Below are 13783 nucleotides of genomic sequence, written 5' to 3' on the forward strand. Positions count from 1 at the left end.
TTATGAGAGGAACCGGCGCCGGATATCCGGCGTCGGTATCATGCATGCCTCGGAGCGGCCGAACCAGCGGTAACGGTTCTTGGCCACGATGCGGTACGCACGGTCCCGGATCGGACGAGGCACGATGATCATCGCATAGGCGAGAGGCCACGGAAAGCGGAGCCGCCGGGCAATGCGCAGCGCCCCCTGCGACCGGGTGTAGTACTTTCCTTTTTCAATCAGCACCATCGTATCCCCGCCATCCGGCGTCAGTCCTCCCTGCTCCAGCAGTGACTGCCCGATCTCCGATTGGAGCGATGCGAACCGGAAATGGCCGGCTGGATCCCGCTGGATAATAAATCGGGTCAAGCCCTGGCACAAGTGACACACCCCGTCAATCAACACGATGGCGTATTCTTCGTTATCCTTGCCCGCCTTCTTCATAATCAACCTGCCCTCCTTTGGTTACGATGCGACCCTAAAACTCGCCCAATAAGAAAAAACGCAGGAAAATTCCCGCGCTTCATCATGCGTCGCCTTATTCAGATTCGACCGCTTTGCTCAACCACTCGCCGTCTCTCATCTGCTGATCGAAATCATCTGAAAATTTATCCATGCATTTACAAATGAAATCCTTGCGGCATACTGGGCATGGCACTTTCCCAAGCCGGCTCAGCGCCGTCATCTTCCACTCAGGAAACCGGTTGTAGAACACGCGGCAATCCGTTCCGTCAGCCAAATGGATAATGAATTCGTACAACCCTTCCTTCTCATTGCTCCCAGCTTTGGTTACATCTGTAATCTGCGGTTTGTATGGCATGTCATCACCCGTTTATATTGATTTGTAATTGCTTATGACTGGTTGTACTTTCTGGTACTTAGTCATATTAAAGAATTTTAAAGGCGATGTCAACCGAAGAACACATCGAGGATTGAGCCGATTTGGCCGCGCTTTTTCCCCTCCAAAATATCCGGATTAAACACTTCCACATACCCGCAGTGGGTGCAGGATACAAACAGGAAATGATTGTGTTGAATATCGAACAGCTTGCTGAGCCCCGCTCCCGACATGGATACTTCCTTCGTCTCGCACTGAGTTCCGCGGCATTTGCTGCAGACAAACCGTTCAGCGATCATCTCTTCAATACGCATATTATGCGCTCCTTTCAAGCTGCCTTTTAATAACGGAATACGGCGAAGTATGGAAAAAGTTCCATATTGTTATGCAATAAAAAGGGGATTATCCCTCATGGAGGACAATCCCCTTCTATTCAATCGTCAGATTACGTTCAGCTCCACATCGATGTTGCCTCGCGTCGCTTTGGAATACGGACAGAACGCATGCGCCTTTTTTGCAAGCTCCTCGGCCTGGCTCCGCTCGATTCCCGGCATCTCAATCTTCAGCTTCACGGCCAGCTTAAAGCCATCGTCCGTTTCATCCTTGCCGATCATCACCGGAGAATGGATGGTCACGTCTTTGAGCGTTACCCCTTCCTTGCGGGCGATATTGGCCAGCGCGCTTTCGTAGCAAGCCCCATATCCCGCTGCGAACAATTGCTCCGGATTGGTTCCTTCCCCCCCGGGTCCGCCAAGCTCCTTCGGCATGCTAAGCTTATGATTAAGAGCTCCGTCGGACGACTGGATCGAGCCCTCGCGTCCACCAACAACCTTCACGTCAGCCGTGTACAATGGTTTCATAACTCGCCTCACTCCTTCATGCCCTATTATGAACGCTACAATAAGACTTTAAACTTGTGGCACAAATTGAAACGGTATGTAAAGGCTTTGTCGGCACAGGAAAGAGTCAAACCGGGGCGTTCGAGACAACAAAAAAAGCCGATGCCCAAGCTTACGCTTGAACAACAGCTTCTTATGCCGATTCAATCATAATGCGGTAGAGAGGACTCGAACCTCCACGGGTATACACCCACTACCCCCTCAAGATAGCGTGTCTGCCATTCCACCACTACCGCATATAATAAAGAAGTTCTTCAGCAGAACATTCCCTATTATATAGCCATAATCCACAATTGTAAAGATCCAATTATTTCCCGCACGCCATAGCCTTGACGCTAAGTCTTCTCGTTTCGCTTATCCCTGCGGTAAGCCGAAAACTCAAGGTACTCCCGGATGAACTCCTTCTCGCGCTCTTCGAGACCCGACAGCGCGGATAGCGCCGTTTCCGCCTCATATTCCTCTCTCGTTTCATTCACCCGGGTGGTGGGCTTGCCCTTCCCGATAATCAACCAGTCCAGGCTAACGGAGAAAAATGCTGCTATTTCAATTAATTTATTCGTACTCGGCGTTGTTTTCCCTCGCTTCCAGTCACCAAAATTCCCTGTGCTGATCCCGAGGGTTTCACAGAACGCCTTCTTCGTCATACCCCGGCTTTCTATCAGATGTTCGATTCGTTGGTAAATAGACTGCATCAAACAACCGCCTTCCTGATTCTCTTTCCAAGAAAAATTACTTAAATACGTATTTTCCTCTTGCAAAACAACTTAAATACGTGTATAATCTATCTATGTTGCCTAAATTATACCATAGGACCCATGGATCGTTGTACCTTTTACCCATGAGTCTATTTCGTAAGAGGAGCGAACCCTTTTGCCCTACGATACCATGAGCACAGCTTGGAACTATGCCGTCCATGCCTTGAACAGAGGCTTAATGATCATTACGCCCGACGGCATGATCGATAAGATAAACGATCCGCTTGTAACGATGTCCGTAAGATATGGTGTCTCGCCTGATTTTCAATGGCAGGGGGCATCATTTTTTGATATTATGCCCTGGTGCTTTGGGGAGGTCGATTTCGGCAGCTTGGACGGTGAACATTATTTATCCTCGGTCAGAGCCGTTCTGGAAGGAAGCCGGCCGGATTGCGTCCTGGAGTATTCGGTCTCCCGGAACCGTAAAGTATTCTGGGTGCTATGCGAGGTCCAGCCGCTGTCCGAAAGCAGCGATAATTTCATTCACGGCGCCATCCTTTCCTTTACCGACATTACAAAGTATAAAGAGCGGCAAATCCTGCTCGAGCAGACGCTTGCCCGCAGCCTTCCGCTCCCGGAGCACATCCCCATCTGCGCCGTATGCAAGCATGTCAGCCAGGAAGAGACATGGGAACCGGTTGAAAGCTATCTTGAGAGACGCCTTCCCGTCGAATTTACGCACGATATTTGTCCCGAATGCATCCGCAGGCTCTATCCGAAATATTCCTCCGCGCTGGACGATGACCATGCCGGAGAAACGGAGGAATAACCACGCTCATCGTTCTCCTCGCTTTTCGTACATTCGCCATTCCCGAAGTTCGCCACCCTGGCGGCCTGCAGCCTATGCGGGCGGATTCAAATACGAGCACATTATAAAAAAGCAGTATAGGATCCATCGGGTCCCATACTGCTTTTGTTTTGTTATAACTGGTTATATCTGCGTTGCTTCCTATTATGAACTGATCAGACGGAGAAGCGGGCTTACCAGGGACGGCAGCACGGATACATGGCCCTCCCCTTCGATTTCATGAAGCTCGGCGTGCAGCAAATGCCGGTGCTCTCGCAGCTTTGCATACAAATCCCTTGCGTCTTGGACCATGGCGGGCTTTTCTTCGGTACCGACAAAAATGCTCAGCTCCCGCTGCAAGTCGAACGGCTGAAGGAATGGCTTGGAGACCTCCCATGTCTTATACAGCACATGCTGCTTCCACCAGACTGATGGGCTCGCTGCAATATACCGCCGAAAGATGTGGGGCCTCGTGAACAGCGCATAGAGCACAAAGAAACCGCCCAAAGAATGGCCGAACACCGACTGCTTCTCGGGATTCACCGGATATCGCGACGCAATGCGGGGGATCAGCTGAAGCTCGATAAAATCCAGGAAGTCTTCGGCGCCGCCGGTTTCCGGCCACGGCATTCCGTTCGGACGGACGGGGAGCTCGTGTGCCGCTGCAGGCACGGTATAATCGTAAAACCGCTCATCCGTCACGATCGGACTGTCGCTGTCGTAGCCGATCCCGACGATGATGGAAGGCGTTATGCCGCGCGGTGTACGGGATTGCAGCCTCACCGCCTCCGCCAGCGTCCCGAAGGATGCATTGGCATCAAGCGAATACAGCACCGGATAGCCGCCTTCAGGCGGCGGTCCCATCGGCTCGGCCACGGATATTCGGTATACGCGCCCAGTCGACTCCGACTGCATGTTCCATGTAACCGTGCCTGATATGCGATAAGCGGGCCCAGCCGTCTCCGGGATGCCGCGTATTCCTTCCGCCGTAACGGCTTGGCCCTCTGTCCTTGCATCCTGCTCCATCGCTGCTCGGGCCTCCACAGCAGCCCCGCTGCCATCTTCGTCAAACAGCCACGACACCGCATCCGGGAATCTCCTGGACATAAAGATCGGATCATGGGTTCCATCCGGATCCATGTGGAGCCTAACCCTGGAATCCGCTCCTTCTTCCCCCGTCCAAATGCGGTATGCCTCCAGATTGCTCGGGGTCATGAACTGCTGGATTCCTTGCTTGTAGGCCCCTTCGTATTGACCGACCGACATATAGACCCGGAGGCCCGGCGGCAGCTTCTCATGGCCACGGATGAACTCCATGACGCCTTCATACCATAATGAGGCCGATAGCATGCCGATCCGGCCGAACGTATCCGGCCGCCAATACCCTGCGAACATGGAGATCAGCCCGCCGAACGAGGCGCCGACGATCCCCGTATGCTCCGGCTCCGGCAGCGTCCGGTAACGACCGTCAATGTAAGGCTTGATGCGATCGGCGACTTCATCGACGTACTCTCTTCCCCGTCCCCCAAAAGGAGGACGGCCTTCAAGCAGCGACTTCGCCGGCCATGGCGTATATTCATCATTCCGCTTCTCCGTCGCGATCCCGACCAGGATCAGCTCTCCGAGCCTTCCGTCCTTGAACAGATGCTCTAAATAATTCAAGCAATCCATGAAGGAATCGCCGCCGTCCTGAACATAAGCTACAGGATAGCAGCGGTCCGAATGGTGATAAGAGGGGGGCAAATACAGGGTTAGTTCTCGGTCCAAGGCCGAAAGCTTCTGATATCGGTTCATAGTTCCTCCCCGGATGATCAAGATTTTCTCATGCGAAACAATAAATAAACGAAATAAGGAACGCCGATCACCGAGACGACGATGCCTGCGGCAAGCTCTGCGGGAGCAAAGATCGTTCGTCCGATGAGATCCCCGATCATGATGATCGCCATGCCGGCAAGGCCGCTGACCGGCAGCATATACCGATGCTTCAGCCCGACAAGCTGTCTGGCCAAGTGCGGAGCGATCAGGCCGACAAAGCCGATGCTGCCCGATACGGCGACGCTTGCGCTAACCAATCCGATGCTGCAGAGCAGAAGAACCCTTTTCTCGCGTTCCACCGATACGCCAACGCTTTTCACGCTCTCCTCGCTGAGCTGGAACAGATCAAGCACGTGGGCACGGCTCCAAATAATGACCGGCAGAACTAGCAGCCAGGGAATCATCGTCACCACGAACTTCCAGTTGGCGCTGTGAAGGCTTCCTGCCAGCCAGGCAACCGCCATCTCGTAATCCTTGGGATTCATTTTGAGTGCAAAATACATCGTCACCGCCCCGAAACCGGAAGCTATTGCAATCCCGACCAGAATGAGCCGCTGCGGATCGAGCCTTCCACCTTCCCTTGCAAACATATAGATGGCTCCGGTAGCGGCCAAACCGCCCGCCACGCCGAACATCGGCATCATCATGACACCGGTCCAGCCTGTCATCGTCAGCTGTCCTTGGAAAAGGAACATGAACAGCACAACCGCCATGCCTGCTCCGGCATTGATGCCGAGGATGCCCGGATCCGCAAGCCCGTTGCGGGTAACGCCTTGAATCACTCCTCCTGCCGTGCCGAGCCCGAAGCCGACGAGCGCGCCAAGGACGATTCGCGGCAGCCGGAATTCGAAGACGACGAGATCGAATTCGTGGCTTGAATCGATGCGCAGCAGCGTGCGAACGACTTCCGCGACGGACATATCAAACGTTCCGCTCGTCAAGCTGAAATAAAAAGCGGCCAGCACCAGTACAATCCCTGCGCCGAACACGAGGCCGAACCGGCCGGTAGCATTACGCACGCTGCGCCCCTCCCCTCGTTTTGATTAAGTACAGGAAGAAGGGAACGCCGATGATGGACGTGATCACGCCGACCGGCGTCTCGAACGGGTAATTGACGAAGCGCGCCAGAATATCGCACAGAGCCAGGAATAGGCCGCCAAGCACCCCGGAGACGGGAACGATCCAGCGATAATCCGAGCCGGACAAATACCTCGCAATATGAGGGATGATCAACCCGACAAAAGCCACTTTCCCCGCAAGCGCAACCGACACGCCGGTCAGAATGACAACCGCAAGCATCGCCAAGGCTTTAATGATCCATGGCCGCACGCCGAGACCTTTAGCCGTATCGTCTCCGAGCGAAAGGAGCGTTACCGATTTGGAAAGCGTTAAGGCAAGCGCCAAGCCGGCCACAGCGAAAGGGATGCTCAGCTTGATCAGCTCCGGATCCATCGCATGCAGACGGGCATTGTACCAGAGGCTGACCGTCTGTGAGATTTGAAAATAAGCCGCGATCGCCTCCGCCGTACCGCTGAGAAACGTTCCGATTACGGTGCCGAGTATGGCGAGCTGAACCGGACGCATGCCGCCCGGTATAAGCCAAGCCAAGCCGAATACGACGGCGGCCCCGATCGCGGAGCCGACTAGCGAGCTGACAATATACAGGCCGGAGGAGGCATTCGGCATCAGCACCATAAACAGCGTGACCGCGAACACCGAGCCGTCCGACACCCCCATAATCGAAGGGGACGCAAGATAGTTCCTCGTCATGCCCTGCATCAGCGCTCCCGAAACCGCAAGAAAAGCGCCGATCAGCATGGCCCCGATGACCCGGGGGAGCCGGGAGCTCCGAATGATCTGATGATCCACGCTGTTCGGATCGAAGGCAACGATGGCATCCCAGACGGTATTCATCGTAATATTTTTGGCCCCATACAGGATGGAAGCCCCCATCAGCAATAAGCATACTGCCGGGGCCATCACCAGGATGACAGCCGGCAGCGATTTCTTGAATCCCATGAACAACAATCCTTATCCGTTTGTGCCGTGATTTTTATTTCGCCAGATGCTCCACAGCCGCCTTCAGAAACTCGATCTTGCTGTACGCCGTTCCGCCCTGAGCAAGCGGATCCACGACGTTCACGAATGCCTTGCCGTTCTTGAAGGCGTTCAAATTGCTCATGATCGGATCGTTCTGCAGCTCCTCCAGCGCATTCGGTGTATCCTTGTTCTCGTCAGGAGAGAACTGGATAAATACATAATCCGGGTTCATCTCGGCGAACTTCTCTTTCGAGATCAGCTCCTGCGCCTCTACAGCCGCTACCTCAGCCGGTACCGCTATCCCCAATTCCTCATACAACACCGGATTGAAAAATACGCCAGCCGGATAAATGTACATCTCTCCCGCACGGATTCGGAGCGCGACGACCTTCTTGTCCTTCAGGCTATCGCCCAAACTCGCTTTGGCCGCCTCCAGATCCGCTTGATATTGGCTGATGGCCTGCTCGGCCTGTTCCTCTTTCCCGCTTAGCTCCCCAAGCAATCTCAGATTCGCTTCCCAGTTGGTCGACACATGGGAATACGGAATCGTCGGCGCGATTTTATTCAACTGCTCGACAACCTCCGGCTTGAATTTCGTCGAACCGAGGATCACGTCCGGTTTCAGGGACAAAATGGTCTCAAAGTTAGGCTCCGTTTTCTCTCCGATCGACTGCGCGTTTTTCGTTATCGATTGAAACATTGGGGGAAACTCGCCGGAGAACGAGATGGCTCCAACCGGATTCACATCCAGCACGATGGAATCCTCCATTGCCTCGACAGCACCTGTAATCACGATCCGCTCGGTATTTGCCGGAAGCGTGTACTCCTGATCCAAGTATTTGACAACCTTCGTTTCGGACGATGCCGGTGCCGTTTCTTCTTTCTCTTTGGTTCCGGCATCCGCATTCGCTGCTCCAGCTGGTTCCGAACCGCCGGTTGCCGCGATGCCTGCATCCTCCGATTTATTCGTTCCGCCGCCGCAAGCGGACAGCACCAGGGCTGCCGTAAGCAACAGCCCCAAGATCCATTTCGTTCTCTTCATCTCTCTCCTGCTTCCCCTTTCAAATCTCCATAGTTGATAATGATTATCATTATTGATTATGTTAAGGGATAGCGATTCATTTCGCCATGGACGAAATGCGGATTGCCCATGGATCATTTCCGGATACGGGCAGTTTCGGTAAAGAGCCTGCAGGCCTCCTCCGTCATTCGTTCCATCGCGACAGGAGAATACTCCCGCCATGGGAAAGAGGGCAGCTGGTGCACACGACCCTCCCTTACGGCAGGAATCATCAGCCACTCCGGCGACGCCTGCACCTGCTTCCAAAAAGCGAGTGTTTCCGAATCCTGACGAACAAGGAGAAGGATATGATCCGCTCCGCATTCCTTAATCGCCGTTACGCTCAAATCCTCAAGACCATGACGGTCAGCTTCAAGGAGGGATTCAAGCGCCGGCTGCAATTTCAGACGATCGTACAATAGTTCCTTCATACCGGGATGACTGTAAGCCGTAAGCTCGCGCTGATGGATGCGAAGCGTCAGGACCGTCTTCTCCTCATTCGGAAGATTCTCAATTACGCTGCAGCAATTCGCCGTCTTCTCCTGATACGATTCGATCCAGCTGTCCGCTTCCGGCCTCCTGCCCAGCTTGTCCGCTAAAGCAAGCAGTTGAACGCGCCATCCCTCCCGGTCCCCCGGCATCACGTATATAGGCGCAATCTTCTCCAGCAGCTCCCGTTCCCAAAGCTCGACCTCTTGTGCGCATATAATCAGCTCCGGGCTTGCTGTGGCCAGCCTTTCCAGATTCGCGGATTTGTTGTGGTTCTGTCTGTAAGCGTCAAGATGCACGGGGATTTCAGAGCCAAGGGCATGATAATAGTAAGGGGACCACTTGGGGTGGACCGGCGCGGCATAAGGGACGAATTGGAGCGGCATCGCATATCCGAGGAGCGAGGTCGAGCCGTACAAGGCGATTTTGTTTTTTCGTTTTTTTCTGTATTCGGATGGAGAGAGGCCGAAGCTTTTCTTGAACTTGCGGCTAAAATAAAACTCATCCTTATATCCCACCTGATGCGCAACCTCCCGAAGCAAAGGCTCGGACCGCAATAGCAGTAGCTTCGCCTTATTCATGCGGATGCCCGATAGATAATCCATCGGGGTGTGGCCGTAGGTGTTCTTGAACACTTCGGCAAAATATTTCGGGCTAAAGCCCGCCAGATCTGCCAATTGATCCAGCGTCAGCTCTTCGTCATAATGCTCATGCATATAGTCTTTGGCCCGCTCCAGCGCCTGCCGCTTACCCTCGGATTGACCTGAAACAGATTCCGTAATCATCGTGTACAGCAGCTCCTGAAAGTCAAGCTGTGCCCGCCACTTCTTCATCCTGTCTCCGCTGTGAAAATATTCATAGAGCGAGCTGCAGGAGCTGTACAGCGATTCCGGCAGGCCGGCTTCGCAAAACTCTCCGCAAGGAATCAATACGGAGTCATCCGCCTCACGAAGGTGCCCGCTCCCCGGCAGCCCTTCATAGAAAGCAAAATAAAGAATGGCGATGACGGCATGCGCCTGCTTCTTCCTCTCTTCACGACCGGCCTTGGTCAGACAGAAGGTAGAACCTGCCCGGCAGATCTTAACGCTGCCTTTGCGCATATGCAGGCTCTGCTCCCCCGTATGGAGGAACGATTCCCCTCCCATCTGCAGAATAAGTGCCGATTGCATCGTAAGCTGGTAATCGAGCGGCAAATCCTGCTCCCGGAATATTTCAATATTCCACAACCAGGCCGTCAGGCCCCCAAATTCCTTAATTCCGTTCAGTACCTGGCTATTCCCGGCCACATCCATATGTAAAAAACCCCTATCATAAATGAGAATGGTTATCATTATCATATATTCACATAAGGATCCTTGTCCAGCGAATTTCGCTCAAAATATGTATGCCGATTTCAAACTATGCCGCCTTATCTTAATCACCGCCTTTAAGGCTTAATGCATGAGGGGGAGCTGGAAACGCTGGAAACGTGCTGCCCCATCCTATAGACACAAATAAAGCAGCTGCGTATCCAGTATGGATTCGCAGCTGCCTCGGTTGTTAAACGTCGATTTGCAGGCTTATCTACGCGGTCCCGCATGCATGGAGCATTTGGCGGGGCTTTGGAATGGGCGCTAGCACCAAACCTAATGGCTGCTAAGCCTGCCTTTTCCGAACGATTCGGCGATAATGTTAATCACCGCGGCGCTGGCGTGCTCTTGCCTCGCCGCCTTTCCGCCCTGCTTCCTCACGGCTCATCTTGCCGTCATTGCCGTCGCTGTCATTTCGGGCTTGTCCACCCTTCTGCCCGATCTCCTGGTAGAACTCACGGTCATGGGAATCGGAGGTTGCTTCGCCGCCTTTGCGTCCGATCTCCTCATAGAACTCTCGTCCATGAGACTCCGCGGTGGCTTCGCCGCCCTTCTGGCCAATTTCTTGGTAGAACTCCTTGTCATGGGATTCGGCAGTGGCTTCGCCGCCCTTCTTCCCGATCTCCTGATAAAACTCCTTATCATGAGACTCCGCAGTGGCTTCGCCGCCTTTGCGTCCAATCTCTTGATAGAACTCTTTGTCATGATTATTTGCTGTAGCTTCCCCACCTAAACGTCCTGCTTCTTCACGGCTCATCTTACCATTATTGTTGTTAGCCATTCTGAATCACTCCTTATAGGTTTTTAGAAGTTGTACTCGTCTACGGTATGATATTAACCTCTTCTGCAAATATGAAACATTATCTCTTGCGTATATGTGTAATAAAAAGTCGGGTGCATCCTCCGCATAAAGTTCATAAATACGAAAGAAACCCTGCACTGTACCGTACAGGGTTTCTCATTTCCATTCATGTATGCGGTAGAGAGGACTCGAACCTCCACGGGTATACACCCACTACCCCCTCAAGATAGCGTGTCTGCCATTCCACCACTACCGCATAATATAAAGATGAAGCGAATCGATCACTTTATCGAAAAAACTGGTGAGCCATGAAGGACTCGAACCTTCGACACCCTGATTAAAAGTCAGGTGCTCTACCAACTGAGCTAATGGCTCTCGATGACAATCATGCAGCTGCCATAAAGACTTCCCAACCATCCGGATTATGATCCGTGATGCGATGATGAAAGTGGTGACCCGTAGGGGATTCGAACCCCTGTTACCTCCGTGAAAGGGAGGTGTCTTAACCCCTTGACCAACGGGCCACTTTAAGCACGTCGCCGTGACGACAAGATTGAGTATAGCATAAATTCAAAAAAGATGACAAGCCCTTTTTTTCATTTTTTTATATTTTTTTTGCAGACACCATAAAAGGCCATTAACCCAGCCATTTCACCTGGAGTTCATGCTCTTTCACCGTATCCCCGGATCGCTCTACGCGGTATGCTTTCGCGTCGGGCCTCGAGCTGACGACACCGTGCAGGCGCCCGTCGATGAAATGCAATGCGGCTCCATCGTCTGCGGCATAACCAGGCCGAACCTCTCCTTGAAGGATCAGTTCATGGTAAGCGGGCCTCCGCTTGCTCTCTCCGTCATAATGCGGGCAATGGCTCCCCGCGAGCAAACCAAGGCCGTTCAGTTTATACAGCGGGCCGTTTAGCGGATCGGTAACGCCTTCTTCAAACCAGCAGATCGACCCTGCGCTGAGTCCGGTTAAAACGGCTCCACGCTCATAGGCTTCCTGCAGGATTCGATCAAGGCCCCACTCTTTCCACAGCACCAGCATGTTTCGGGTATTGCCGCCTCCAACATAAAGGATGTCCTGCTCAAGCACATAGGTTCTCAGATCTGTGAAATTGGGCTGGAAAAAGGATAAGTGGCACGGCGTGCAGGGCAGCGAACGAAATGCAGTATAGAACCGCTCCACATAGTTGTCCGCATCTCCGCTCGCCGTCGGAATAAAGCATACCTTCGGTGACTCTTTCGAAGCTTGCGCCAGTACATACCGGTCAAGCAGCAGGTTGTCCGGCTCCATGGAGAACCCCCCGCCGCCCATGGCAATTATCTGTTTCATCTCTTCTCCCTCCAGATGTCTATTTCCCTGATACTGCGGAATGACCTGCCCAATTAGTTGGTTGTTCGCTATCCATACAATAAAGCTTCCGGTCCATATCATCCCTACGCAAGAAAGCCCCCGGTCACTGATGTGACGGGAGCTTCCCATGGTGTGTATCTGAACGGAGAGAGAGGGATTCGAACCCTCGCACCGCTTACGCAGTCTAACCCCTTAGCAGAGGGTCCCCTTATAGCCACTTGGGTATCTCTCCATGAAATGGCTCCCCGAACAGGACTCGAACCTGTGACAACTCGATTAACAGTCGAGTGCTCTACCAACTGAGCTATCGGGGAACGTCAAGTCGATTAGCTAGTAATAATTTATCATGACTTCTTGGGGGAGTCAAGCTGTAGAAGCGTCAAACGTCCGCTGCAGCGACCGCACCGGTAACGCGCCGGGTTCATTTTGCGCTTACGCAAATATTCGGTTCCGCATGCCCCGCATCGCAGCTTGTATCGATAAGGCTCCGGCTTCCTGCCCGCCGGCTTTGCCGCCGGCAGCGACTTGCAAAACCGGCTGCCTCCCACCGCCTGCAGCAGCTGTTTAAAGTCGGGATCCCGGTGACGGTAGCCCCTCCCCGCCAGGTGAAGATGGTAATGGCACAGCTCGTGCTTAATGATCTTCTCCACCTCTTCCGGTCCATTCGCGGCCAGCTGGTGAGGGTTGATTTCGATGTGATGGCTTTTCAGAAAATACCGGCCTCCGGTGGAGGATAAACGGCGGTTAAACGTTGCTTTATGCCTAAAGGGTACCCCGAAGCTCTTCAACGAGACGCTTTCAACCCAGGCCTGCAGTTCCTCGTTGCTCATTTCCTTCATGGTTCCTGCCTGTTCCTTTCCTAGGCTTGTAAATGCTACTTGAATTTTAACTTCCCTCTGGGCTACACTGTCAAGTAGAAAGTCATGGAGGGAGAACCTGCGAACATGCCAACGATGCGTTACGTAATCCTACAGCGGCAGCATGAGCTGGAATTTGTGGAAATGCCCAGCGACTATGCGTATCAGCTCAGCGCGCTGAACCTGCGCCTGAATAAAGAGATCGACAAACTGACCGCTCCCGGCAAGCCGCGGCTGCCGATTGCCATAGCCGAGTGTGACAGCCTGGATTTGCTTCAGGAATCCATGAGCATCCGGAACGGACTGGAGTACATAAATGAACTTGAGCAATCCTTTGCTTCCCTGAATGAGAGCGAATATCCGCTCATTGCGTTGCTGACCGAAATCCGTGCACTTCAAGCTCAGCTTGAGCAGTGGTATGAGGAAGAAGGGCAATAAATCCATGTAGACCTGCACGCTTTGGGCCTTTTCCCCATATGCTATCCATACAGATGGAATTAGCAAGAGGAGGAGATACCCTTGCCGCAATGGCTCTGCAATCAATTGACGCGCGCCTTCCGCAAAAAGGACAGACGTCAGATCAAGCTGCTGAACGAATGCTGGTTCTTTTACCGGAACTCCCCGGGCGAGAAATCGAATGTCAGATAAGACGCGCCGCTCATGATCAATAGCCAAGGTATGTATGAACGACAAGCCGGACATCTTTCGTCCGGCTTGTTTTTGCATGCATGGATAATAGCTGTCCTCGTCGCTTCTTGA

General features: G+C 53.1%; 16 protein-coding genes and 6 tRNA genes. 3 read left to right on the forward strand and 19 right to left on the reverse strand.

The genetic code is table 11. The annotated features are described in order from the left end of the window. The 6 genes from J2Z18_RS07270 to J2Z18_RS07295 all read right to left on the reverse strand — a co-directional run bounded on the left by J2Z18_RS07270 (position 1) and on the right by J2Z18_RS07295 (position 2408). On the reverse strand, positions 1 to 423 hold the full coding sequence (locus tag J2Z18_RS07270) for a thiol-disulfide oxidoreductase DCC family protein (protein WP_210094584.1): 423 nt from the start codon (positions 421 to 423) through the stop codon (positions 1 to 3). A gap of 94 nt (positions 424 to 517) precedes the next feature. Further along, a complete protein-coding gene (locus J2Z18_RS07275; protein WP_210094470.1) occupies positions 518 to 799 on the reverse strand; it encodes a hypothetical protein in 282 nt (93 codons plus the stop codon). Positions 800 to 888: 89 nt separating this feature from the next. Beyond that, positions 889 to 1131 carry a zinc ribbon domain-containing protein gene (locus J2Z18_RS07280; RefSeq protein WP_077567953.1) on the reverse strand — a complete coding sequence of 81 codons (243 nt, stop codon included), beginning with the start codon at positions 1129 to 1131 and terminating at the stop codon, positions 889 to 891. A 126-nt stretch (positions 1132 to 1257) separates the two neighbouring features. Further along, the gene (locus J2Z18_RS07285; RefSeq protein WP_210094471.1) at positions 1258 to 1677 is read right to left on the reverse strand and encodes an organic hydroperoxide resistance protein; all 420 of its coding nucleotides are present in this window, start codon (positions 1675 to 1677) and stop codon (positions 1258 to 1260) included. A 192-nt stretch (positions 1678 to 1869) separates the two neighbouring features. Continuing rightward, positions 1870 to 1952, reverse strand: a tRNA-Leu gene (locus tag J2Z18_RS07290). A 99-nt stretch (positions 1953 to 2051) separates the two neighbouring features. Further along, positions 2052 to 2408: a helix-turn-helix domain-containing protein gene (locus J2Z18_RS07295; protein ID WP_210094585.1), complete on the reverse strand. Its 357-nt coding sequence runs from the start codon at positions 2406 to 2408 to the stop codon at positions 2052 to 2054. 178 nt (positions 2409 to 2586) lie between these two features. On the opposite strand from J2Z18_RS07295, the gene J2Z18_RS07300 reads away from it, so the two are divergent. Further along, entirely contained in the window at positions 2587 to 3240 is a 654-nt protein-coding gene (locus tag J2Z18_RS07300; protein ID WP_210094472.1) for a PAS domain-containing protein, read from the forward strand. A gap of 183 nt (positions 3241 to 3423) precedes the next feature. Here the strand turns inward: J2Z18_RS07300 and J2Z18_RS07305 are convergent, their stop codons facing one another. From J2Z18_RS07305 to J2Z18_RS07365, 13 genes are all read right to left on the reverse strand, one after another. Continuing rightward, positions 3424 to 5052 (reverse strand): alpha/beta hydrolase, encoded by a 1629-nt coding sequence (locus J2Z18_RS07305; RefSeq protein ID WP_210094473.1) that lies wholly within the window; start codon positions 5050 to 5052, stop codon positions 3424 to 3426. A gap of 17 nt (positions 5053 to 5069) precedes the next feature. After that, a complete protein-coding gene (locus J2Z18_RS07310; RefSeq protein WP_210094474.1) occupies positions 5070 to 6092 on the reverse strand; it encodes a FecCD family ABC transporter permease in 1023 nt (340 codons plus the stop codon). Then, positions 6085 to 7092, reverse strand: a complete 1008-nt coding sequence (locus J2Z18_RS07315) for a FecCD family ABC transporter permease (RefSeq protein ID WP_210094475.1) — start codon at positions 7090 to 7092, stop codon at positions 6085 to 6087. The genes J2Z18_RS07310 and J2Z18_RS07315 overlap by 8 nt, the downstream gene beginning before the upstream one ends. A gap of 34 nt (positions 7093 to 7126) precedes the next feature. Continuing rightward, positions 7127 to 8155, reverse strand: coding sequence for an ABC transporter substrate-binding protein (locus tag J2Z18_RS07320; protein WP_210094476.1), 1029 nt, complete (start codon positions 8153 to 8155; stop codon positions 7127 to 7129). 113 nt (positions 8156 to 8268) lie between these two features. Beyond that, positions 8269 to 9954 carry an AraC family transcriptional regulator gene (locus J2Z18_RS07325; RefSeq protein ID WP_210094477.1) on the reverse strand — a complete coding sequence of 562 codons (1686 nt, stop codon included), beginning with the start codon at positions 9952 to 9954 and terminating at the stop codon, positions 8269 to 8271. A gap of 379 nt (positions 9955 to 10333) precedes the next feature. Next, positions 10334 to 10792, reverse strand: coding sequence for a KGG domain-containing protein (locus J2Z18_RS07330; protein ID WP_210094478.1), 459 nt, complete (start codon positions 10790 to 10792; stop codon positions 10334 to 10336). Between the two features lie 194 nt (positions 10793 to 10986). Next, a tRNA-Leu gene (locus J2Z18_RS07335) sits at positions 10987 to 11069 on the reverse strand. A 43-nt stretch (positions 11070 to 11112) separates the two neighbouring features. Beyond that, positions 11113 to 11188: transfer RNA gene (locus J2Z18_RS07340), tRNA-Lys, on the reverse strand. Positions 11189 to 11262: 74 nt separating this feature from the next. Continuing rightward, positions 11263 to 11337, reverse strand: a tRNA-Glu gene (locus J2Z18_RS07345). A 113-nt stretch (positions 11338 to 11450) separates the two neighbouring features. Continuing rightward, on the reverse strand, positions 11451 to 12146 hold the full coding sequence (locus tag J2Z18_RS07350) for a Type 1 glutamine amidotransferase-like domain-containing protein (RefSeq protein ID WP_210094479.1): 696 nt from the start codon (positions 12144 to 12146) through the stop codon (positions 11451 to 11453). A gap of 164 nt (positions 12147 to 12310) precedes the next feature. Continuing rightward, positions 12311 to 12399 (reverse strand) — tRNA-Ser (locus tag J2Z18_RS07355). Between the two features lie 6 nt (positions 12400 to 12405). Continuing rightward, positions 12406 to 12481: transfer RNA gene (locus J2Z18_RS07360), tRNA-Asn, on the reverse strand. A 30-nt stretch (positions 12482 to 12511) separates the two neighbouring features. Further along, the gene (locus J2Z18_RS07365) at positions 12512 to 12997 is read right to left on the reverse strand and encodes a SprT family protein (RefSeq protein WP_007132386.1); all 486 of its coding nucleotides are present in this window, start codon (positions 12995 to 12997) and stop codon (positions 12512 to 12514) included. 114 nt (positions 12998 to 13111) lie between these two features. On the opposite strand from J2Z18_RS07365, the gene J2Z18_RS07370 reads away from it, so the two are divergent. After that, positions 13112 to 13462, forward strand: a complete 351-nt coding sequence (locus J2Z18_RS07370; RefSeq protein ID WP_077567965.1) for a hydrolase/acyltransferase — start codon at positions 13112 to 13114, stop codon at positions 13460 to 13462. Positions 13463 to 13543: 81 nt separating this feature from the next. Then, positions 13544 to 13672, forward strand: a complete 129-nt coding sequence (cmpA, locus tag J2Z18_RS07375; protein ID WP_007132384.1) for a cortex morphogenetic protein CmpA — start codon at positions 13544 to 13546, stop codon at positions 13670 to 13672. Positions 13673 to 13783: the final 111 nt, after the last annotated feature.

Source organism: Paenibacillus lactis (assembly GCF_017873605.1).
Classification (GTDB): domain Bacteria; phylum Bacillota; class Bacilli; order Paenibacillales; family Paenibacillaceae; genus Paenibacillus_AQ; species Paenibacillus_AQ lactis.